This window comes from Staphylococcus nepalensis (assembly GCF_002442935.1).
GTDB classification, from domain to species: domain Bacteria; phylum Bacillota; class Bacilli; order Staphylococcales; family Staphylococcaceae; genus Staphylococcus; species Staphylococcus nepalensis.
In genome coordinates this window covers 1110083-1130969 of sequence record NZ_CP017466.1, presented here as the reverse complement: position 1 = coordinate 1130969, position 20887 = coordinate 1110083, and the positions used below count along the sequence as shown (strand labels likewise).

At 31.4% G+C, this 20887-nt stretch carries 23 protein-coding genes; 7 read left to right on the top strand and 16 right to left on the bottom strand.

Annotated elements, in window-relative coordinates; all coding sequences use genetic code 11:
• The first annotated feature begins 51 nt into the window (after positions 1 to 51).
• Positions 52 to 1431, top strand: a complete 1380-nt coding sequence (locus BJG89_RS05200) for an aldehyde dehydrogenase (protein ID WP_096808878.1) — start codon at positions 52 to 54, stop codon at positions 1429 to 1431.
• Between the two features lie 58 nt (positions 1432 to 1489).
• Here BJG89_RS05200 and pglS read toward each other — a convergent pair whose 3' ends face one another.
• Positions 1490 to 2527 carry a 6-phosphogluconolactonase gene (gene pglS / locus BJG89_RS05195; protein WP_096808877.1) on the bottom strand — a complete coding sequence of 346 codons (1038 nt, stop codon included), beginning with the start codon at positions 2525 to 2527 and terminating at the stop codon, positions 1490 to 1492.
• 349 nt (positions 2528 to 2876) lie between these two features.
• On the opposite strand from pglS, the gene BJG89_RS05190 reads away from it, so the two are divergent.
• Complete coding sequence (locus BJG89_RS05190) at positions 2877 to 3293, top strand: YolD-like family protein (protein WP_096808876.1); 417 nt, start codon at positions 2877 to 2879, stop codon at positions 3291 to 3293.
• Positions 3294 to 3658: 365 nt separating this feature from the next.
• Here the strand turns inward: BJG89_RS05190 and BJG89_RS05185 are convergent, their stop codons facing one another.
• Complete coding sequence (locus tag BJG89_RS05185) at positions 3659 to 3829, bottom strand: hypothetical protein (RefSeq protein ID WP_017723456.1); 171 nt, start codon at positions 3827 to 3829, stop codon at positions 3659 to 3661.
• A gap of 439 nt (positions 3830 to 4268) precedes the next feature.
• Here BJG89_RS05185 and BJG89_RS05180 point away from each other — a divergent pair, with 439 nt between their 5' ends.
• Positions 4269 to 5309 (top strand): C45 family autoproteolytic acyltransferase/hydrolase, encoded by a 1041-nt coding sequence (locus tag BJG89_RS05180; protein ID WP_096808875.1) that lies wholly within the window; start codon positions 4269 to 4271, stop codon positions 5307 to 5309.
• Positions 5310 to 5402: 93 nt separating this feature from the next.
• Here BJG89_RS05180 and BJG89_RS05175 read toward each other — a convergent pair whose 3' ends face one another.
• Genes BJG89_RS05175 through BJG89_RS05165 form a run of 3 tightly spaced genes read right to left on the bottom strand, consistent with a single transcriptional unit; the run spans position 5403 to position 7383 of the window.
• Positions 5403 to 6254: a DUF4097 family beta strand repeat-containing protein gene (locus BJG89_RS05175; protein WP_096808874.1), complete on the bottom strand. Its 852-nt coding sequence runs from the start codon at positions 6252 to 6254 to the stop codon at positions 5403 to 5405.
• The gene (locus BJG89_RS05170; RefSeq protein ID WP_096808873.1) at positions 6251 to 6811 is read right to left on the bottom strand and encodes an HAAS signaling domain-containing protein; all 561 of its coding nucleotides are present in this window, start codon (positions 6809 to 6811) and stop codon (positions 6251 to 6253) included. The genes BJG89_RS05175 and BJG89_RS05170 overlap by 4 nt, the downstream gene beginning before the upstream one ends.
• Before the next feature lie 50 nt (positions 6812 to 6861).
• Entirely contained in the window at positions 6862 to 7383 is a 522-nt protein-coding gene (locus BJG89_RS05165; protein WP_096808872.1) for a hypothetical protein, read from the bottom strand.
• A 163-nt stretch (positions 7384 to 7546) separates the two neighbouring features.
• Here BJG89_RS05165 and BJG89_RS05160 point away from each other — a divergent pair, with 163 nt between their 5' ends.
• Positions 7547 to 8107, top strand: a complete 561-nt coding sequence (locus BJG89_RS05160; RefSeq protein ID WP_096808871.1) for a thioredoxin family protein — start codon at positions 7547 to 7549, stop codon at positions 8105 to 8107.
• Between the two features lie 76 nt (positions 8108 to 8183).
• Here BJG89_RS05160 and pmtD read toward each other — a convergent pair whose 3' ends face one another.
• The 7 genes from pmtD to BJG89_RS14760 all read right to left on the bottom strand — a co-directional run bounded on the left by pmtD (position 8184) and on the right by BJG89_RS14760 (position 12419).
• The gene (pmtD, locus tag BJG89_RS05155; RefSeq protein ID WP_096808870.1) at positions 8184 to 8912 is read right to left on the bottom strand and encodes a phenol-soluble modulin export ABC transporter permease subunit PmtD; all 729 of its coding nucleotides are present in this window, start codon (positions 8910 to 8912) and stop codon (positions 8184 to 8186) included.
• A complete protein-coding gene (gene pmtC, locus BJG89_RS05150) occupies positions 8912 to 9784 on the bottom strand; it encodes a phenol-soluble modulin export ABC transporter ATP-binding protein PmtC (protein WP_096808869.1) in 873 nt (290 codons plus the stop codon). Before pmtC ends, pmtD begins: the two co-directional genes overlap by 1 nt.
• Positions 9785 to 9802: 18 nt before the next feature.
• Positions 9803 to 10465, bottom strand: coding sequence for a phenol-soluble modulin export ABC transporter permease subunit PmtB (pmtB, locus tag BJG89_RS05145; protein WP_096808868.1), 663 nt, complete (start codon positions 10463 to 10465; stop codon positions 9803 to 9805).
• A gap of 15 nt (positions 10466 to 10480) precedes the next feature.
• Positions 10481 to 11368: a phenol-soluble modulin export ABC transporter ATP-binding protein PmtA gene (gene pmtA / locus BJG89_RS05140; protein WP_096808867.1), complete on the bottom strand. Its 888-nt coding sequence runs from the start codon at positions 11366 to 11368 to the stop codon at positions 10481 to 10483.
• The gene (gene pmtR / locus BJG89_RS05135) at positions 11365 to 11745 is read right to left on the bottom strand and encodes a PSM export ABC transporter transcriptional regulator PmtR (RefSeq protein WP_096808866.1); all 381 of its coding nucleotides are present in this window, start codon (positions 11743 to 11745) and stop codon (positions 11365 to 11367) included. The genes pmtA and pmtR overlap by 4 nt, the downstream gene beginning before the upstream one ends.
• A gap of 147 nt (positions 11746 to 11892) precedes the next feature.
• Positions 11893 to 12087 (bottom strand): SE1626 family protein, encoded by a 195-nt coding sequence (locus BJG89_RS05130; RefSeq protein WP_096808865.1) that lies wholly within the window; start codon positions 12085 to 12087, stop codon positions 11893 to 11895.
• 233 nt (positions 12088 to 12320) lie between these two features.
• Positions 12321 to 12419, bottom strand: a complete 99-nt coding sequence (locus tag BJG89_RS14760) for a Trp-rich small protein (protein ID WP_096808864.1) — start codon at positions 12417 to 12419, stop codon at positions 12321 to 12323.
• Positions 12420 to 12618: 199 nt separating this feature from the next.
• Between BJG89_RS14760 and BJG89_RS05120 the strand changes: the two genes are divergently transcribed.
• Positions 12619 to 13911, top strand: a complete 1293-nt coding sequence (locus BJG89_RS05120; protein WP_096808863.1) for an aminotransferase class I/II-fold pyridoxal phosphate-dependent enzyme — start codon at positions 12619 to 12621, stop codon at positions 13909 to 13911.
• A gap of 46 nt (positions 13912 to 13957) precedes the next feature.
• Here the strand turns inward: BJG89_RS05120 and BJG89_RS05115 are convergent, their stop codons facing one another.
• The 3 genes from BJG89_RS05115 to groES form a co-directional block, all read right to left on the bottom strand.
• On the bottom strand, positions 13958 to 14425 hold the full coding sequence (locus BJG89_RS05115; RefSeq protein ID WP_096808862.1) for a DinB family protein: 468 nt from the start codon (positions 14423 to 14425) through the stop codon (positions 13958 to 13960).
• Positions 14426 to 14831: 406 nt separating this feature from the next.
• Positions 14832 to 16454, bottom strand: coding sequence for a chaperonin GroEL (groL, locus tag BJG89_RS05110; RefSeq protein ID WP_096808861.1), 1623 nt, complete (start codon positions 16452 to 16454; stop codon positions 14832 to 14834).
• Between the two features lie 52 nt (positions 16455 to 16506).
• The gene (gene groES, locus BJG89_RS05105; RefSeq protein WP_096808860.1) at positions 16507 to 16791 is read right to left on the bottom strand and encodes a co-chaperone GroES; all 285 of its coding nucleotides are present in this window, start codon (positions 16789 to 16791) and stop codon (positions 16507 to 16509) included.
• Between the two features lie 175 nt (positions 16792 to 16966).
• On the opposite strand from groES, the gene mroQ reads away from it, so the two are divergent.
• Positions 16967 to 17710 carry an intramembrane glutamic endopeptidase MroQ gene (mroQ, locus tag BJG89_RS05100; protein WP_096808859.1) on the top strand — a complete coding sequence of 248 codons (744 nt, stop codon included), beginning with the start codon at positions 16967 to 16969 and terminating at the stop codon, positions 17708 to 17710.
• Positions 17711 to 17915: 205 nt separating this feature from the next.
• On the opposite strand, the gene BJG89_RS05095 is transcribed toward mroQ, so the two are convergent.
• Positions 17916 to 19928 (bottom strand): SdrH family protein, encoded by a 2013-nt coding sequence (locus tag BJG89_RS05095; protein WP_096808858.1) that lies wholly within the window; start codon positions 19926 to 19928, stop codon positions 17916 to 17918.
• 191 nt (positions 19929 to 20119) lie between these two features.
• Between BJG89_RS05095 and BJG89_RS05090 the strand changes: the two genes are divergently transcribed.
• Entirely contained in the window at positions 20120 to 20749 is a 630-nt protein-coding gene (locus tag BJG89_RS05090) for a nitroreductase family protein (protein ID WP_096808857.1), read from the top strand.
• The last annotated feature ends 138 nt before the right edge of the window (positions 20750 to 20887 follow it).

The following is a 20887-nucleotide window of genomic DNA, read 5'->3' as shown; positions in this document are numbered from 1 at the left end:
ATCAACTATTTTGAGCTATCTAAATCGCCAATATACTAGGAGGAATAATATTTGAATTTAATAGAACAAACTTTCCACAATAGTAAACAATATTTTAATACTCATGAGACTAAATCTCTTAAATTTAGAAAAAAACAACTTAAACAGTTAAGCAAAAGTATTAAAAACTATGAAAATGAATTACTTGAAGCTTTTCAAAAAGATTTAGGTAAAAACAAAGTAGAAACATATGCAACAGAAATTGGTTATACATTAAAAAGTATTAAATTAGCTCGTAAAGAACTTAAAAATTGGTCAAAAACCAAACAAGTAAATACGCCATTATATATGTTTCCTACTAAAAGCTATATTATGAAGGAACCTTATGGCACAGTCTTAATTATCGGTCCTTTCAACTACCCTTTCCAATTGCTCATAGAACCATTAATTGGTGCTATTGCAGCTGGTAATACTGTTATACTCAAACCTTCTGAATACACACCAAACGTATCAGAAATAATAGAGAAAATAATTACAGATGCATTTGCCCCTGAGTATATTAGTATTATTCAGGGAAACGCTGAAACTACACAATCTTTACTTCAATTACCTTTTGACTATATTTTCTTTACTGGTAGTGAACAAGTTGGCCGCATTGTTTATAAGGCAGCAAGTGAACATTTAACACCTGTTACTTTAGAACTCGGCGGAAAATCCCCGGCCATCATTGACGAAAGTGCTAATATCAAAGTGGCAAGTGAACGTATTAGCTTTGGTAAATTTACGAATGCAGGCCAAACTTGTGTTGCACCGGATTACTTACTTGTAAATCGTAAGGTCAAAAATGAGCTCATTAGCGCGTTAACAAAAACAATCACTGAATTTTATGGAGAAAATATACAGGAAAGCCCAGATTATGGCCGTATTGTAAACGAGAAGCATTTTAACCGTTTAAGTGAATTGTTAAATATCCATAAACCTGAAATAAGTTTTGGCGGTCAAACAGATGCTGATGAAAATTATATTGCACCTACTATTTTAGACGGCATTACCATCAATTCAAAAATTATGGATGATGAAATTTTCGGTCCATTATTGCCAATTATAACTTATGACGATTTTAACGAAGCTATTGATTTAATACGCACTAAACCTAAACCGCTCAGTCTTTATTTATTTAGCGAAGATGAAAACAGTTCAGAACGTGTCTTAAACGAACTATCCTTTGGTGGAGGCGCAATAAACGATACTTTAATGCATTTAGCAAACCCAAACTTACCATTTGGTGGTGTTGGTGCTTCTGGTATAGGAAAATATCACGGTAAGTATACTTTCGATACATTTAGCCATGATAAATCATATATTTTTAAATCTACACGGCTTGAATCAAGCTTACTTTTCCCACCTTATAAAGGGAAATTCAAGTATATTAAAGCCTTTTTCAATAAATAATATTAAAATATAAAAGTCCGAAAACTAAAATTTAGCTTTCGGACTTTTATATTTTTTATTATTGTAAAAACTGAACACAAACACCTTCTGGTGCAGTGTATTGACCATCAGATTTTTCTAATTTTCCAGTCACTTTATCTCGTTTAAATACAGTTAGCTCATAACCATCTTCTTGGTGTGCACAAACTAAGAAATCATCTGTCTCAGTAATATTAAAATCGCGGGGAAATACTCCTCCACTAGCCACTATGTCTACTAAGGAAATTGTGGCTCCGTTATCTCCTATTTTAAAAATTGCGATACTGTCATGTCCTCTATTACTAATATATAGGAAGTTTTGATCATGAGATAATCTTACCGCAGCTAACTTTGTAGCACCTTCAAAATTTTCAGGAATCGTTGCATGGCGTTCAATTTCCGAAAATTCACCATTCTTGTACTGCATAACACTTACAACATTAGATAATTCATGAACTACATAAGCAATTTCACCATTTTCATGAAATGTAATATGTCTTGGCCCATCACCTGGTTCAAAGTCAAATACGGCATATTCGCTATAACCTTCTTCACCAAATTCATATGTTATAAGCTTATCAGTACCTAAATCCATTGCTACAACATACTGTTCATCTGGTGTGGTATCTAAATAATGAACATGAGGTTGCTCTTGTCTTTCTAGAGGACCTGTAGGATAATCATGTGCTAATTCTTGGATTAAACGAACCACTTCACCCGTAATTGGATTTGCTTCATAGATACGAGCAAGCCCTGCACCATAAACCGCTTCAAAAACATATTTACCATCTGGCGATACTGAAACATAACATCCGCTACCTTTTGTGGAAGCTAAACATTTATTGATAAGACTGAGTTTGCCATCTTCTCCTATTTTAAGACTTGCAATGCCACAATCTTCCCCTTCTCGTGTTACAGCATATAAAAAAGCGTCATGTTGATTTACATATGTCGACGCTTCTAATTCATAACCCGTTTCCACTTCAGTAATCGTCCCCGTTTGTTCATCTAATTCAAAGCGGTAGACGCCCTTACCTTCTTTTTTTGTATATGAACCAATATATCCTATTGTTGTCATGTAAACCCCTCCATATTATGATACTTTCATTTTAATAAATATTACGAATAAAAGACAATATAATGTTTTTTATTGATAAACATGCATATACATCGTTTAAATAATGTTTCTTCATAAAAACTCACCTTGCTTATTAAACCAAATGCTTATGTCATCCTATCATTTTCCATGATACATTTTAAACATTTCTTTAACCGTCTCCATTAGTTGAAAAACATTGTCATACTTATGATACCACTTTCAATGAAAATTTACCTATTACCTACTTTTGACAATAGATTTATAAATTTTTGAAGAATAACTTGCACAAACACGAACAAATGTTCTATTATGATATTGAGGTGATTTGATGCATTCAGATAAATACAATAATAAAGAAACAGATTACAGAAAAATTCCAAGAGAAAAACTAAACCCTAATATTCCACAAGGGCGTGGTATGGTTAAATGGGCCCCGTTCGCTACATTACCTGAGCAATTTGAAGCTATACAACAGCATATCGTAGATCAAAATAAAATTGACCGCCCTATTTTATCAGACGATCAATTAAATGAACTCAATAGTCAATTACACTATGCTTTACATAAAAATACACTTATCCACATAGAATATTACCAAGATGGTTGGTTAGAACATACCATCCTGAAAATTAAAAATATAGATATGGTTCATATGACGTTAAAAGGTCATGCATGTCATAATAACGAAATCGTTAAATTGTCTTTATTTGATATCATGCAAATCTCGCACGACACTAGGCATTAACCTTACTTCACATAGATTGAACCTATAAATTGCTTAATTCCTTCAATCAGATAAGCATTAACAACTTCGTTGAACGTTTTGAATATGTAGACATTCATACTGTATATGGAAGTCAGAAAGGAAACTATGTTGTCTTTTTAATTTTTTCTTCCTTAAGTAAAGAAGTTTAGGAAAAATCATACAAGAACTAGAGCGTTTGCATAATAACTGTCGGACTTCATAAGCAGTAACCTTTTAAAAGATTAAAAGATTTATGCAGTGACATTTAATACCAGTCATCTAACATTTGTATCATACATAGCCTTGATTGTTTATCAGTATTTCAGACAAAAAAATAGAACACTCTAGGGTGTTCTATTAGTAAATTAATTATTTGATTCAATATCTGAAACAATTTCTTTTGTTTTACTTTCGATATCTTCAAAATCTTTTTTGAAAATATAAGCAAATACTACAGCACCGATGCCTGCTGCTAATGATACAGTAAGGATTGTACCAAATACAAATTTAAATAAACCTTTAATAAAATTCCACATTCTGTTTCACCTCAATAATTTATTAACATGTCTAATATTTATGATAGCACATTTAACTACATCAATAAATATATACCCATTTCCAAATATATTATTCTAAATATTTTTAATGTAATATTCCATATTCAAGACATAAAATAAATTATTATTAAATCTAAATCTGTTAAAACAATCGACACGAATACACTCACTACTATTTGAAGTTGACATTATACTACTATAAAATAATTGTAGATGTTAATTACCCCACCAAGTTGATATAGCATCTCTTAATTTTCCATAATAATTTAACATACTCATCACCTCATTCAACTAACATACAAATTTAGTTTTAAAAGTTATCCTTATCATAACTGTCGAAGTAACATAATACAATTAACGTGAGATTACAATGAAGTGACATTTTTGTAAGATTACACTTTAATATAGGAGTTTAGAAATGCAAAATATACAATCAGATATTTTAACACATCGTGGGTCCCACTTTGATTTAGGCGTAAAAACCGCCGAATGGATGCAACAAACGCCCATGCTTAAAAATAGAGAAAGCGAATGGAAAAAACGTATGCCTCGTTTTGATATCCATATCAAAGAGACTTACGATGTTTTTCAAGCTTATGCACCTCAAATTTGGGAAGAGATAAAAGGGATGCAAGAAGTTTTAAATCTTCCTACTAACCAAATGATACTTAATTTTGGACATTATCGTTTTACCCCGTTAAAAAATAGCGGCTGTACTGTATTCTTAGGTGAAGATTATATGGTACGCAATTACGATTATCACCCTGCTACATATGACGGTCGTTATTTACTATTTCAACCAAATGATGGCGGGCTAGCGCAGATTGGCCCAACATCTCGTATAACTGGGAGAATGGATGGTATGAACGAGGCCGGTCTAGCTATGGGTTACAACTTTATGCATCGTAAACATCCTGGCGATGGCTTTGTTTGTTATATGATAGGCAGACTCATTTTACAGTATTGTAAAAATGTGTCAGAGGCAATTCAACTTTTAAAGGAAATACCGCATAGAAGTTCTTTTAGTTATATTGTCATGGATAAGCAACTCGCGTCTGCTATTGTAGAAGTTACACCGCGTTCAATTGATGTGCGCTATGATTCTACTTGCACGAACCATTTCAAACTTTTAACGCATGAAAATAGAAATTACACAAAAGAATCCGAAGAACGTTTAAAACGACTGATCAATCATAAACCAACAAACTTAAATAAAGCAGACGCTTTTCAACTATTTAATGATCCACAGTACCAAATATACAGTAAATTGTTCAGAAGCTGGTCTGGCACTATACATACAAGTATGTATGAACCACAATCTTTAACTGCACAGATTGGAATAGGTCAAAATAGCTTTCCTACGAAAATAGATTTTGCAAAATGGCTTAAAGGCGATACGTTGTCTACCTACACCATTGCAGGTCACCTAGACACCGATTTAACATTTGCAACTTACTAAGTATTCCATATAAAAATATCTCCCTCTAAAGTTTTCACTTTTTTAGTGTCTACTTTAGAGGGAGCATTTCAATCCCTAAGCCTCTTTAAATTATTAATCGATATTAATATCTCCGTCATTTGTATATAACTCTAGAATATTGTCTCCGTTTCCTACTCTATCGTTCACAAAACGACTATTATTGATATTTGTTGTACCATGAACAGGGTATAATTTTAATAATATATTATTAGGTGCTTGTTTATAACTAATATTAATATCACCCTTTTTCGTAGATGCTTTAAAATTTGAATTAACATCTATATCTGATAAATATATATTACTGTGATTGGCTAACAGTACAGATTTCTGAATTAACGAGTTTTCACTTAATATTCTTGCATTTTCAGTTTTAATATCAGCATTTATAACTTCACTGTCATCGAGCTTTATTTGTGAGTTTACACCTTTATATAATAATTTTTCAAATTTAGTTTTGTCTATATTTACTTTACCACCATTTTTATTATTTTTAGATATTTCAGCTGATTTTATATTTAAATTCTTAATGTTAATAGAATTATAACTACTTGACAACTTAAGTTTATTTAATTTTTCTTTAGGTAAGGTGATTATTAAATGATCGTCAAACTGTCTAAAGGGGTTGAAATTTAAACCGTAGTGGTTTTCTAACTCCTTAGTTTCTTTTACCTTTAAAGCATTATCCACTTCTTTTATGTCAATATTTCTTTTGCCTTTATATTTTATCGAAGTTTGGCCACCTGATTTAATTAAGACTTTACAATTTTCAGTCAATACATCTAAATTTTTAATATCATTCGTATTCAACACCTTATTAACAGTGTTCAATTTTTCATTTTGCTTTTCAAAACCGAACCAGGCAATACTTCCTATTAGGAAGCAAATGATAAACAGCCCTAGTCCGCCTATAAATAATCGCTTCATAGATCTGCACTTCCTTTAATTGTTCGGATATTCCATCTTAGGTATTTTAAAATCAAGCGATAAACAAGCTGGCTCAACTTAGCAATAATCACAAACAACACGATACCTAATCCTGTAAAAGAAAAAGCAAAAAAATAATTACTAATTGCAAGGCTCATCATATGATTTAGTAATCCGTGAATAATTAATAATATGGGGCTGATTGTTAAGAAAAAAGCCACAAGCAATAAACCAAACATAAATACAGCCAATACCACCATTGGTAACAAAATAATAACTAACGAAAGAATCCCCATACCAAGGGATGCCATAATAGCTTTGACAATATTTTTAGCATTTGGTCTGTATTCTGCAGAAACGATTGCATTTTTTACCATAATCTCTTTACCGATTTGCTTTGGGGATTCTAACGCGCCAATAATTTGATACTCATTTTTACCGTCACTTTCTTGTTCAAAAAAATATTGTTCATACTCATACATGATCTTGTCTCGCTCATTACGAGGTAGATTATGTAATTCTTGTTCTAGAGCATTTAAAAAAGTGATTTTATCCAAGTTATCTACCACCATTCAATTCGTAAAATTGAACCAAATTCTATTGCAATTCAAAAAATAACATACCTAAATGGAATGTCATTTTTAAAGTTACTTCTTATTGATTTCAATTTTTTTATTTTATTATCTTTATGAATGAGAGATAATTTTATTTGATTATCTTTATCCACATAAATAGTAGCCTTAAATCCATTACGCAATTTTTTCTCAATAAAATTTTTACCCAGATAGTTTTTTACATTTTGTATACGATTGTTAATTGAGGTGTTGAAATTCGTATTGATGCTCTGATCACTTATTAAAGTCATTGATTTAACCGTATCATTGCTTTTATCAACTTTATAAATCAAGTCTGGCTGTGATTTTGTATAATAAATTTGATATTTTTTTAACATCACATCATCATTTTTAATATAATTACGAATATCAATCTGAGAATTAACCTTATTTTGATTAATCGTTAAACATGATAAATTTGTAGTTTGTTCATTTTTTAAATAATTAATTAGCATCCAAACCATTGCGGCCATTAATAAAAAAATAATAAATACCAAAGTTTTATGTCGTTTCAAAGTAGCTTACACACTCCATTATACGTAAACAATATAGCATACTCAGATAGTATTTTCATTTAAAACATATGATGAAACTTATCATTTTTCTGAGTATTAAAAATTTTCTTTCACTAACAATTGTTGCTATAATAATACCTAATAAATTAAAGGGGGAAAAACAATGACAAGTTTAGAAACTTATTTCAAAAACAGTCAACCGCTTGATCAATACATTGAGGATATGACTGAAAACCAAGAAAATGTACTATCTATTTATAATTCATTCTCAATTCCTCAAGATGATGAACGTCTTGAAAAAATTAAATCACTACCTTATAGCAAGGTGCTTATTATCACGGAAGATTGGTGTGGAGATGCCATGATGAATCTTCCTATTTTGAAACATATAAGTGAAGCACTTCATTTTGAAGTGAGAGTATTTCACCGTGATGAAAACACAGATTTAATAGATCAATACTTAACGAACGGTACAGCTAGATCCATTCCAATTTTTGTTTTTCTTAACGATGAATTTGAACAACAAACTGTTTGGGGACCTCGTTCTAGACACGCACAGAACTTTGTTGATGAAAGACGCTCAAAGCTACCTGCAAAAGATGACCCAACGTTTGACGATAAAGCTGCAGAAACACATGCAATTATCTCCAATCGTTACAAAACAGATTCACAAATGTGGAAATATGTCTACGACTCAATTTTAGATAAATTGATTACTAAATAACTAAAGACGTATGAATTGCGCTAATATAACCGCAATTCATACGTCTTTTAAAAAAATTTAATTTCGGTTATTTATATTAAATATCTTTCTTAGATGCATAGAACAAGTTGATGATAAATAAAATAACAATAGAAGCTGATGTTATAAACCATTGCCAATTAGAAAACGTATAATCCCCAGTAGTTGTTTTCGATGTTAAATAACTAAATGGGATATATTTTAATGCATCTTGAATATTGTCTCCAATTTTTGGAATCATTGGTAAAAATGGTTCCGCAAACGGCACAATTAATACTAAGAAAATACCCAAAGTAAAGATAAGCGCTGTTTTAGGTACGATTAGCGCAAATAAATATAATAATAAACCAAAGAATAGATGAAACATTAAGAAAAACCAAAGTAATTCAAAGATTTTTTCAGTTTTAACATTTTCACCGTCTACAATACCTTGAACAATTAAAATGAAAATCACAAGTATCGCTGTTATTAATATTGCTATTAATATAATAGAAATTACTTTTGCAATAACATAACCTACACGGCTCGATGTCTTATTCATATACAATTGTATTGTTCCTTGAGATATATCGCGTGTAATGGTTTTAATTACAAAAAGCAAGCCCATAATTGAAAAGAACCAACTACCTATCGCAAGTAATGTATTTCCATTCATTTCGTCAGATTGTTGAACAAATAGAATTGTAAATCCAATCATTGGCAAAATAGTCAATAATAACGCTAAATAAGTCAATGGACTTTTAAAAATACTAATCAAGTCATATTTTACAAGTTGAATGCTATTCATTATTGGCCGCCTTTCTGATTTATATTAAAGTAAGTATCACGTAAAGAACTTTTACGTGTCTCAATATATTTAGGGAATATTGATTTACTAGCCAGTCCTTTGAGGATATTTCTATAATTTTTTTGTGCTTTCAATATAATTTCTCCACTCTCTTTTTGTGACTGTAAAACATCAAAATATTCATTTAAGTAAGCTAACCCTTCATCAAAATCTTCTAATTCAAGATGTAACACTGTAGAATCAGTGGGTGCGCCTTCTTTCATATCTACATCTTGTACAAAGGTACCATCCCGTAAGAATACAGCTCTATCACAAATTAATTCGATGTCTTCAAGTTTATGACTAGAGATTAATATTTTCATATCTAGTTCTTGCACGAGTGATTGAATAGTTGTTAAAACATCTATAGAACCATCCGGATCCATACCATTTGTTGGTTCATCTAAGATCAAATATTTAGGCTTATTCATCAAAGAAACTGCAATTGCTAACTTTTGCTTCATACCCATTGAATATTTTTTTATTTTCTTTTTTATATAATTGCGCATTCCAAAAGCATCAATGATTTGGTCAGCGTACTTTTTATCGAAGCCTTTGCCTAACACATTAGCGAACAGTTTCAAATTATATAAGCCAGACTTATTATCGTATAATTTCGGATGTTCAATTAAGTAGCCTATATTTTCTTTATTACTTAATTGTACCTCTCCTTTGTAATTAACAATATTGCCATTCATGACCTTCATCAGTGTTGTTTTACCTACACCATTTTTTCCTATTAAACCTACAATTTGACTATGACCGAAGTCAAAATCAATATGGTCTAATACATTATTGCTACCATACGTTTTCGTAATTTCTTTTAATTGCATAGTACGCCTCCTTTAAAATTAAGTTAATTTTCTATATTGAATTATATAATTTATCACAAAAAATATAATGCTTAGAGCTAAAAAGCCATAGTTAAAGCTATCTTTAAAATACTTAAAATGCTCAAAATTATAATTGAATAATAAGGAATATCCAATAATCATTATCGCAATTAAAAACGGAATAAAAATCAGCATACCTAATATATAAGGAATGAAAGAAATATATTCTGACTTTTGTTCAGTGTATTTCTTAAACCCTATTGGGATTGCAAATAAATTAATTGCAATATATGAGAAAGGCAATGTGAAATTAATATTAATTGCATCCTTTGAAAAATCATTATTTGTTGCACCATATAAAGATAAAATACCGGCACCAATTAAAGTGAAAATAATTACTGTGAGATAGTTGGCATTAAGTAAAGACAGTTTAGAAACTGGCAAACTGGCAAAAAAATGATATGCATGTTTATGTCCTAATTTACTATTAAATCGAAAGACATGACCAGAATCTAACACTGAAATGGCTACTAAAATCATTCCAAGTGTAGAGTATAATACTTTAGCTAAATTGGTATGATAGTCCAACACAAGCTGCAATGGAGACGCAACGAGTAAAACGGTATAAATAGCAATTGTCCATTTACGCAACTTAAGATTTCGAATAAGTAAATTTTTCATCTTAGACCTCCCGTATTATTCGTTTTCATAACGATCGTACTCATTATTTCGGGTCCCTTTTTCGAGATAAACCATTAAATCTTCAATTGTAGGAGTAGTAATTGTAACAGAATTCCCGAATATTTCATAAAATACATTGGCTTGTGTGGTTAAAGCAGTATATCCTGTTTTATTTCTTTCAAAATAATGTGTGAGTTGAACTAACTCTTCATCAATTTGTTGAGGATCACCTTTAACAATTTGAAATTGCTTTAAAATATTATCTAAAAAATCACCTAAAGTGATGTGGCCATCTTTAATGTAAACTAAGTAATCCGCGATTTTCTCTAAATCTGAAATGATATGGGTGGATATAAAAACGGTTTTTCTTTCGTCAATTAATTCTTTTTGTATTATATCTAAAACTTCATTTCTAATAATTGGGTCTAACCCAGAAGTTGGCTCATCAAATATAAATAATTCAGCTTGATGGCTAAACGCAATCGCTATAGATAATTTCATCTTCATACCAGTTGAAAAAGTTTTAATTTTTTTATTAAAAGATAAACCAAACTTTTCAATGTAATACTTAAAGATCTCATGGTCCCAACGGCTATAAAAAGGAGTAATATAATTTTCAATTTTTTTAATTGTCCATTTATCATTAAGATATAATTCTGAATAAACAAAACCAATTTTATCTTTAATAGCTACAGCATTATTTTTCATTTTTTGATTAAAAATGGATATATCACCATCATGAGGTTCAATTAAATCCATAATCAACCTAATGATAGTTGTTTTTCCTGCGCCATTAGCACCAATAAATCCCGTTACAAAACCTTGAGGTACACGAAAAGTAATATCGTTCAATTGAAATGCTTTATGTTGATAATGAACATTTTTCAATTCTATAACATTCATTCTTCGTCCTCCTCATAGATTAAAGTAAGGATCTCTTGTAATTCAGACAATGACATCCCTATTGTCTTAGCTTCTTTACTCATCGATTTAGCTAAAGACTCTATGACTATAAACTGTTTTTCTTTTAATATTGAACTATCTTGTTCTTTTACAAATGTACCTTTACCTCTAATAGTAAAAACAAAACCATCCTTTTCCAAATCTTCATAAGCACGTTTTGTGGTAATCACACTCACACTTAAATCTAATGCTAACTCTCTCATGGATGGTAAATGTTCTCCAGGAACAACGTAGCCTTTTAAAATATTTTCTTTTATTTGTTGTTTAATTTGCTCATAAATCGGTCTTTCACTACTATTTTTCAAAAGTATTTTCATTAACGTCCTCCCCCATAACTGTATATACACAATATATACAATATACACACAGTTGTAAAGAAAAATTTGTAATAAAATTAAAAACGAAATAAAAGCTATAAATAAATGTATTTACTATGCGATACACTCATTTATAGCTTTTTAAAATTATTTCTTTTTATTATGTTGATTATTCCTTTTTCGTCTATCATTACTTCTATTTATAAATGCACAAACCATAAACATAATCGCGGCAATTAGTAATTTAATTCCAGAATTTTCATGACCTGTAGCTTGTAAATAGTAGCCAACAATAAATAATATGATAGCAATAATCACAAATATTTTTGTTAAATGTTTCACTATACTCACCCCAAATAACTACATTGTACCAAAGTTTTCTTTTAATTTCTAAAAGCATTACATTAGTATAATGCGTATTTACCATTTTCTAGTTACTAATTTCTATTACGCGCAATAAAATATATTGTTTGCAGTTTCTACTTTACGATGATAAAATATATATTGCATCCACGGATTATACTACACAACCCCAAGTCTGGTACCGCAGACTTGGGGTTTTTGTGTAAGGCCACCTATTTGTTTTTCCATTTGTCTTCTAACCAAACTCGAAATACAACAAGCAAGCCACCTGTTAATAACGTAACTATGATTTCTTGCCACCACGTAACCATACTACACCCCCCACAGAAGAAAGTACCATGTAGGAATTTGATGGCCTATTTATATTCTAACATAAAATAGAACGTGTGTTCGTATAAATAACTATAATTTTACAATTTTCTTATAAAACACGTGCAACACTTTAATTTTAACCTATTTCAAGATAATATAGATATATCATTTAAAAAAGTAAAGAGAGGTTGACCAACTATGAATCCTTTAGCTTTAGATTTAAACGAGCAATTATCTAAATCCAGCCCAGAAATTGCTGACATGCTTTCTGATCTTGGAAAGTTAATGTATTATCCAAAAGGTATTTTATCACAATCAGCTGAAGCAAAAGCTACTAAGTATAATGCTACAATCGGTATGGCAACATATAAAGATAGTAAAATGTATGCTGAAACATTAAACGATATGTTCAATCATTTAGAACCAGATGAAATTTTCCCCTATGCTCCACCTCAAGGTTTAGAGACGCTGCGCGACTTGTGGCAACAAAAAATGTTGAAAGAAAACCCTGATTTAAATTCTAATGACATGTCTAGACCTATCGTTACCAATGCATTGACACATGGTTTATCCCTAGTTGGAGATATGTTCGTTGATAGCGGCGATACGATTTTATTACCATCACATAATTGGGGTAATTATAAACTTGTATATAGTACAAGACACAGCGCTGAAATTGAAACGTATGACATCTTTAATGAGAATGGCCATTTTACTACTGAACAACTTGTTCATACATTAGAACAATACAATAAAGAAAAAGTTGTTTTAATTTTAAATTATCCAAATAACCCAACTGGTTACACACCTACAAAAGATGAGGCAACCATCATAGTTGATGCAATTAAATCACTTGCTGAACGTGGGACAAACGTAATTGCGTTAGTAGATGACGCATACTATGGTTTATTTTATGAAGATGTTTACACACAATCTCTATTTACTGCATTAACGAATTTACATTTATCAAACTTATTACCAATCCGTTTGGATGGCGCTACTAAAGAATTTTTTGCATGGGGCTTAAGAGTAGGATTTATCAGCTTTGGCGTTGAAGACGATACTACCAAACAAGTTTTAGAAGCCAAAGTAAAAGGATTGATAAGAAGCAATATTTCGAGCGGCCCAATGCCATCACAAAGCGCTGTTAAATATGTTCTTGAAAATCATGATGAATTTGATAAAGAGATTCAAAATAATATTAATACGCTAAACGATAGATACCGTGTTACAAAATCTGTTGTTTATGATGAAAAATATGCAGCATACTGGCAACCATATGATTTTAACTCTGGTTATTTTATGGCGCTCCAAGTTAAAGCCGTTAACCCAGAACAATTACGTAAACATTTAATTGAAAAATATTCAATCGGCATCATCGCATTAAATGATTCTGACATTAGAATTGCTTTCAGTTGTGTTGAAAAAAATGATATACCTCATGTTTTTGATTCCATTGCAAAAGGCATTGAAGATCTACAAAATGCTTAACAATAAAAAAGAGATGAAATTGCTAAAAAGCAATTTCATCTCTTTTTTATTGTTGTTGTTTCAAGACACGTGACATTTCTTCAATTTTACCGGCATGTAACGGGATATGAATCGCGTTTAGTACTAATAATTCATCTAATGTACTACAACCTGCAATCGTTTCAGTCAACTCAGCTTCTAATTCTTCATCTGTAAGTTTTCTAGAACGTTCAGGCAATGTTTGTAACGTATCTAATATCTCATTAATATCTGGTACTGTTTCGTCTTCCCAGTTTTCCGGTGAAGAACCATAACCAAACAGTTTTGTATATTTCTCTATATCCACTGTATTTTTATCATATAAAGATAAAGCTGTTTCGAATATAGTTAATACATGACCATATTGCCAATGTATCGTGTTTGGAAATAAATCAATTTTATCATCTAACACTTGATCATTATTCCAATTTTCATAATTTGAAATAAGATAATTAATGCCCATATCAATCACATCGTATACTGATTTTTTTGTCATAATTAAACTCCCTCCACAATTAGATATATCATACGTACAAGACACTCCTTTAACGTTTCAAGAGTTATCTAAAATGTACACTCACTCTCTACCCTTTTATTTATTAATTATTCATTTCATCTAAATTTATAATTAAATTTCAAATAATTTTAATTTCCTAAATCGTCCTGTTTCTACACATTTCTCACCATTACTACTGATAAAATTATCATATGGATAGCCAGGGTATGATTTATTTCATGTTCTTATTTATTAAAGCATGTTTCAGGATTAAAATTAAAAAACGTTTCTCAAAAGTTTGATAATCTAATGAGAAACGTCAATAAAGCATTATTTTAAAATTTTTACGTAAAATGATGTCATGTCAACAACCTAAATATTGATATAACAGCCTTGAATGGTTATTTTACATCATGCCTGGCATACCACCCATGCCTGGTTGTGGGTCATTACCGCTTTCTTCTGGGATATTAGCTACAACTGCTTCAGTAGTTAAGAACATTGCTGCAACACTTGCTGCATGTTGAAGCGATGAACGTGTCACTTTTGTTGGGTCCACAATTCCAGCTTCTAGCATATTAACCCATTCGTTAGTTGCCGCATTAAAACCGACACCTACTTCTGAATTTTTAAGTCTTTCAACTATAATTGAACCTTCTAGACCAGCGTTTATTGCTATTTGACGAACTGGTGCTTCTAAAGCTTTCAGGACAATATTCACTCCTGTAGCTACATCGCCATCAGCTTCAATTTTAGATACTTTATCATAAATATTCATAAATGCTGTGCCACCGCCTGCTACGATACCTTCTTCCACAGCAGCTCTAGTAGAGTTTAAAGCATCTTCAATACGTAATTTGCGTTCTTTTAATTCAGTTTCACTTGCTGCGCCCACTTTAATTACTGCAACGCCACCTGCTAATTTAGCTAAACGTTCTTGTAATTTTTCTCTATCAAAATCTGAATCAGTTTCTTCAATTTGAGCTTTGATTTGGCTTACTCTTGCATCTATATTATTTTGATCGCCATCACCATCGACGATTGTAGTATTGTCTTTAGTAACTTCAGCTTTATTTGATGTACCTAACATATCAAGTGATGCATCTTTTAACTCTAAACCTAAATCATCTGTAATAACTTGCGCACCTGTTAAGATTGCTAAATCTTCTAACATTGCTTTACGACGATCACCAAATCCGGGTGCTTTTACAGCTACTGCAGTAAACGTGCCGCGCATACGGTTTAAAACAATATTTGTTAATGCGTCGCCCTCTACATCATCAGCTACAATTAAAATTGGACGATTAGATTGAACTACTTGTTCTAATAGCGGTAAGATATCTTGGAATGATGAAATCTTTTTATCTGTAATTAAAATGTATGGTCTTTCTAGCTCAGCAACCATTTTATCGGAATCAGTTACCATATATGGTGATTGATAACCTCTATCGAATTGCATACCTTCAACCACTTCTAGTTCTGTGTTAAAACCACTTGATTCTTCAATAGTAATAACGCCATCATTGCCAACTTTTTCCATTGCTTCAGAAATATATTTACCGATTTCTTCATCTGCTGCCGAAATAGAACCAACTTGTGCAATTTCATTTTTATTATCCACATTTTGTGAAATTTCATGTAATGCTTCAATTGCAACGTCAACAGCTTTATCAATGCCTTGGCGTAAACCAACTGGGTTAGCACCACTTGTTACGTTTTTCAAACCTTCTTGAATCATTGCTTGTGCTAATACAGTTGCAGTAGTAGTACCATCGCCAGCAATCTCATTTGTCTTATTAGCTACTTCTTGTACTAATTTCGCACCCATATTTTCATATGGATCTTCTAATTCAATCTCTTTAGCGATTGTTACCCCATCATTTGTAATTAATGGTGATGTATATTCTTTATCTAATACAACGTTACGTCCTTTTGGTCCAATTGTAACTTTGACAGCATTTGCTAATTTGTCTACACCTCTAAGCATAGATTGACGTGCATCTTCAGAGAATTTTAAATCTTTAGCCATATTTCTCGTACCTCCATGTTGTTAGTATTTTATAAAGTTAATTTTTTATTTTCTATTCAATAATTGCTAAAATATCGTCTTCATTAAGGATTAAATAAGTTTCGTCTCCACGTTTAACTTCAGTACCGGCAAATTGTTGAAATACAACGTTATCGCCTTCGTTTACTTCAGGAGCAACTCGAGAACCATCTTTTAAAATACGCCCTGCACCTACTGCAATTATCGTACCTTCGTTTGACTTCTCTTTAGCGCTATCTGTTAATACGATACCACTTTTTGTTGTTTGCTCTTGTTCTATTTTTTGAATAATTACTCGGTTACCTAATGGTTTTAACATTGATTGTTCCTCCTTAGAATTAAAAATCTTTAGCACTTAGTTAATCAGAGTGCTAATCTACTTTCTATAATAATCAAAGTTGGTCAATATTTCAAGTTAAAACCATCACTGTTTATTTTGTATGAAAAACTAATTTGCGCTAAAATAGAGTATAAACTATTTTTGGAGGTTCATTATGTCTCGTTTGTGGGTATCCATATTGACATTAATTATTTATGGCCTTGCACAATATGGTGTTTTATTTTTTCATATGGCAGGCTTTTTTAACAATCTAAGTGGTAAATCATTAGCATTTGCTAATATTTATACACAAGTAACTTTATTTATTATTGCAGCATTTATCATCATTATTATCAACAACTTTATTTCTAATCCTACACAGCTTGAACAACAGCATAAGGAAAAGAAACGTTATGCAATTTTATGGTCATTAATTGGATATGTATGTGTTATGTTTTATCAAATTATTGCCGGCATTATTAATATGTATGTTCTAGGTGGCCCTAAATCAAGCCCTAACACTGAACAATTAATGAAAGTAGCCCAAGAAATACCTGTCTTTATTATTTTAATCTCAGTAGTAGGGCCTATTCTTGAAGAATATGTATTTAGAAAAGTTATATTCGGTGAATTGTATAACCTTATGAAGGGTAGTAAAGCGTTACGATTCATTGTAGCTTCAATCGTAAGTTCTATTATTTTTAGTGCTGCGCATGGCGACCCTGCTTTCTTTATAATTTACTTTGGCATGGGAATGATTTTTTCAGGTTTATATGCTTTTACAAAACGTATATGGGTGCCAATTGTTGTACATATGATGCAAAACGGTTTTGTAGTTATCATTCAAGTTTTAGTAGGGCCAGAAAAAATAAAAGAATTACAAGAAACAGCTTCATTTATCTTTAATTTAATTATTTAGATTATTGGAGTGACAAAATATATTAAGAAAAGAGCCTGAGACAACGATTGTCTCAGGCTCTTTATTGATATCAAAAGCATGTGGTTAAACCAAAAACATCATTGTTTCAATTTTGATATCCACGCTTAGGAAGGATAACGAAACTTTTTCTAGATTAGGTTTTTCTTTCATCTTTTTTTTATGTCAATTCAATTAATGACTGTATTTATTTTATTTTGTTGTTTTTACGATGAACAAAATATCCAACCAGTACACCTACAAAAATTACAATAATCGCTGTGATTAAAGCAAATAAAGTGCGTTCAAATTTGATATCAATGGTATTTTGGGCATCTCTTTTTGTAGTCTCGGTTATTTCTTCATCACTACTTGAGTGATACTCATATTTGCCTGAAGCATTTTTGGTTTTTGGATTTTTCAAATCTGGCATTGAACCAATTTCTCCAGTAATCAATGCTAATACTTGATTATCTAAATTTTGATAATAATCTTGTGATTTTAACGGGTTAAAATACTGGAACTTAAAATAATTTGTGCCTTTTTGTAACTCGTTTAAAAAACTATTATCATCAAATTTGTGTGGTCTAAGCATTGATAAAATTTCTTTGTTCGAAACATCATCTTGATTATCGTTTAATTGTTTTGCTTGATTCACAACAAAAGGATTATATTTGAAAGATCCAGTAGACATTTGGCTAAATCTGTTTAAAATTTGATGTTCATTATTTATATTTGAGGATGCTTGTTTTGTACTTTCATTAGCTGGTAAATTACCATAGTTTAATTCGCTATGTTGGTTATTCGAATGAGACCTTTGTGTAATGTTGTTTTGCTGACCATTAGACTTTTCATTTTCAACTGGTCTTTGCACATTAGGTCGTGATGGGTTTGAAGGCCTATTTGGTTGTATTCGTTGATAATTATCACCGATATCGCCCTTATCATCTTCATTATTAGGCTTCGAAGGGTTATTAAGATTATTGGAGTTAGACGACTGACCTGAGGAAGTTGAATTACCTGCCCCTTCGTTTGTATTACCTACGCCATTTGGATTTGTTGTGCCCTCGCCATTCGAGTTGTCTGGGTTGGTTGGCGTACCTCCGCCACCATTATTTGGTTGTTCCGAATTGTTTGAATCATCTGTGCCTTCATTGGTGTCGCCAGATTCATCCGGATTTGAGGTGTTTCCATCATTCGGTTTATCTGGATTTGTTGGCGTACCTCCACCACCATTATTTGGTTGTTCCGAATTGTTTGAATCATCTGTGCCTTCATTGGTGTCGCCAGGTTCATTCGGATTTGAGGTGTTTCCATCATTCGGTTTATCTGGATTTGTTGGTGTGTCTCCATCACCATTATTTGGTTGTTCCGAATTGTTTGAATCATCTGTGCCTTCATTGGTGTCACCAGGTTCATTCGGATTTGAGGTGTTTCCATCATTCGGTTTATCTGGATTTGTTGGTGTGTTTCCATCACCATTATTTGGTTGTTCCGAATTGTTTGAATCATCTGTGCCTTGATTTGTGTCATCAGGTTCATTCGGATTTGAGGTGTTTCCATCATTCGGTTTATCTGGATTTGTTGGTGTGTTTCCATCACCATTATTTGGTTGTTCCGAATTGTTTGAATCATCTGTGCCTTGATTTGTGTCATCAGATTCATCCGAATTTGAGCTATTATTGTCATTTGAATTATTTGAATCGCTCGGCATACCTCCGCCGTCATTACTTGGTTGATCCGAATTTGTATCGTCACTTATATCTGAGTTTGAAGTACTATCATCGTTTGTATTATCTGAATTGATCGGTATATGTTCATCATTTGATTCATCTGGATTATTGGATGTGCTTTCGCCATTATCGTTTGGTTGATTCGAATTTGTTGAATCATTTGTGCCTTCATTTGTACCATCATTTACATCTTGATTTGGTATATCCGTTGAAGCATTATTTGTATTAGCAGTTGCTTCATCAACATTCGAATTTGTATTTTCTGTATTATAGTTTGTTGCATAAAGGTCAGAAACTGAAGGCATAAACTTTGAATTTACCGCCTTATTTTTATCGCTAATATCTTTGGCTAAATTCATTGATAAATTGTTATTTTTGTTAGTATCTTTATTTTCTTCTTCGGCTAGAATAGGTTTAGACATTAAAGTAGCTCCTACAGCAAAAGCGAAGCCAGAAACTAACAGTTTATTTGTTTTATACCTTTTCATTCTCTCACCTCCGATTATTCATTTTACATTCAGTTTTATTATATTAGAAAGCATACTTTTTTTCATTAGTTAGATGCTTTTTGAAAGGAAAAAGTAATAAATCTGAAATTTTTTGTAAAAACCCTATTTACAAACTCTGATATAATATTTATACTAGGTATATAATTTGAATTATTAAAGGAGCTATCATAATGGGAATTTTCACTAAAAAATCAAAAGATTTAGATGCATTGCAAAATGCTATAGAAACTAGACGCACAGTATATAGTTTAGATAAAGAAATTTCAATTTCTGATAAAGAAGTTGAAAATATAATTGAACACGCTATTAAACATGTACCATCTTCATTTAACTCACAATCAACACGCGTTGTATTATTATTGAATAATAATCATGATAAATTTTGGGAAATCGCAAAAGAAGAACTTAAAAATGTAATGGGCCCTGACCGTGATTTCCAACCTACTGCAGACAAAATTGACAACTTCAAACATTCACATGGCACTATTTTATTCTTTGAAGATGAAGAAGTAATCGAAGGTTTACAAAATCAAATGCCAAACTACGCAGAAAATTTTGCGGTTTGGTCTAATCAAACAAATGCTATGCACCAATTCGCAATTTGGACAGCATTAAGTACTGAGGGCATTGGTGCTTCTCTCCAACATTACAACCCTCTTGTAGATGTAGCCGTTGCTGAAGCATTTGATATTCCAAAAACTTGGAAACTTGTGGGACAAATGCCTTTCGGTAATGTCCGTGAAGAAGCTGGCGAAAAAGAATTTAATGATGTAAGCAAACGTTTCCTTATTAGAAAATAATTAAACTCATATGCTAGTTAATAGAATTAAATTTTTATAACTGACGGTAAGTTGTTAAACTTCACTGTCAGTTTTTTTATTAAACAAATTTTGAATTTTCTAAAAATATTTAGTATATTAACTTTAATACTAAATTAA

Bases quoted from the DNA above. Each gene is read 5' to 3' on its own strand.
- pmtR (WP_096808866.1), bottom strand. From the start codon at position 11,745: ATGAAAATACTTTTGAAAAATAGTAGTGAAAGACCGATTTATGAGCAA.
- BJG89_RS05095 (WP_096808858.1), bottom strand. From the start codon at position 19,928: ATGAAAAGGTATAAAACAAATAAACTGTTAGTTTCTGGCTTCGCTTTT.
- pmtC (WP_096808869.1), bottom strand. From the start codon at position 9,784: ATGCAATTAAAAGAAATTACGAAAACGTATGGTAGCAATAATGTATTA.
- groES (WP_096808860.1), bottom strand. From the start codon at position 16,791: ATGTTAAAACCATTAGGTAACCGAGTAATTATTCAAAAAATAGAACAA.
- pmtB (WP_096808868.1), bottom strand. From the start codon at position 10,465: ATGAAAAATTTACTTATTCGAAATCTTAAGTTGCGTAAATGGACAATT.
- groL (WP_096808861.1), bottom strand. From the start codon at position 16,454: ATGGCTAAAGATTTAAAATTCTCTGAAGATGCACGTCAATCTATGCTT.
- pglS (WP_096808877.1), bottom strand. From the start codon at position 2,527: ATGACAACAATAGGATATATTGGTTCATATACAAAAAAAGAAGGTAAG.
- pmtD (WP_096808870.1), bottom strand. From the start codon at position 8,912: ATGAATAGCATTCAACTTGTAAAATATGACTTGATTAGTATTTTTAAA.
- mroQ (WP_096808859.1), top strand. From the start codon at position 16,967: ATGTCTCGTTTGTGGGTATCCATATTGACATTAATTATTTATGGCCTT.
- BJG89_RS05180 (WP_096808875.1), top strand. From the start codon at position 4,269: ATGCAAAATATACAATCAGATATTTTAACACATCGTGGGTCCCACTTT.
- BJG89_RS05120 (WP_096808863.1), top strand. From the start codon at position 12,619: ATGAATCCTTTAGCTTTAGATTTAAACGAGCAATTATCTAAATCCAGC.
- BJG89_RS14760 (WP_096808864.1), bottom strand. From the start codon at position 12,419: ATGGTTACGTGGTGGCAAGAAATCATAGTTACGTTATTAACAGGTGGC.
- pmtA (WP_096808867.1), bottom strand. From the start codon at position 11,368: ATGAATGTTATAGAATTGAAAAATGTTCATTATCAACATAAAGCATTT.
- BJG89_RS05190 (WP_096808876.1), top strand. From the start codon at position 2,877: ATGCATTCAGATAAATACAATAATAAAGAAACAGATTACAGAAAAATT.
- BJG89_RS05185 (WP_017723456.1), bottom strand. From the start codon at position 3,829: ATGTGGAATTTTATTAAAGGTTTATTTAAATTTGTATTTGGTACAATC.
- BJG89_RS05090 (WP_096808857.1), top strand. From the start codon at position 20,120: ATGGGAATTTTCACTAAAAAATCAAAAGATTTAGATGCATTGCAAAAT.
- BJG89_RS05115 (WP_096808862.1), bottom strand. From the start codon at position 14,425: ATGACAAAAAAATCAGTATACGATGTGATTGATATGGGCATTAATTAT.
- BJG89_RS05175 (WP_096808874.1), bottom strand. From the start codon at position 6,254: ATGAAGCGATTATTTATAGGCGGACTAGGGCTGTTTATCATTTGCTTC.
- BJG89_RS05160 (WP_096808871.1), top strand. From the start codon at position 7,547: ATGACAAGTTTAGAAACTTATTTCAAAAACAGTCAACCGCTTGATCAA.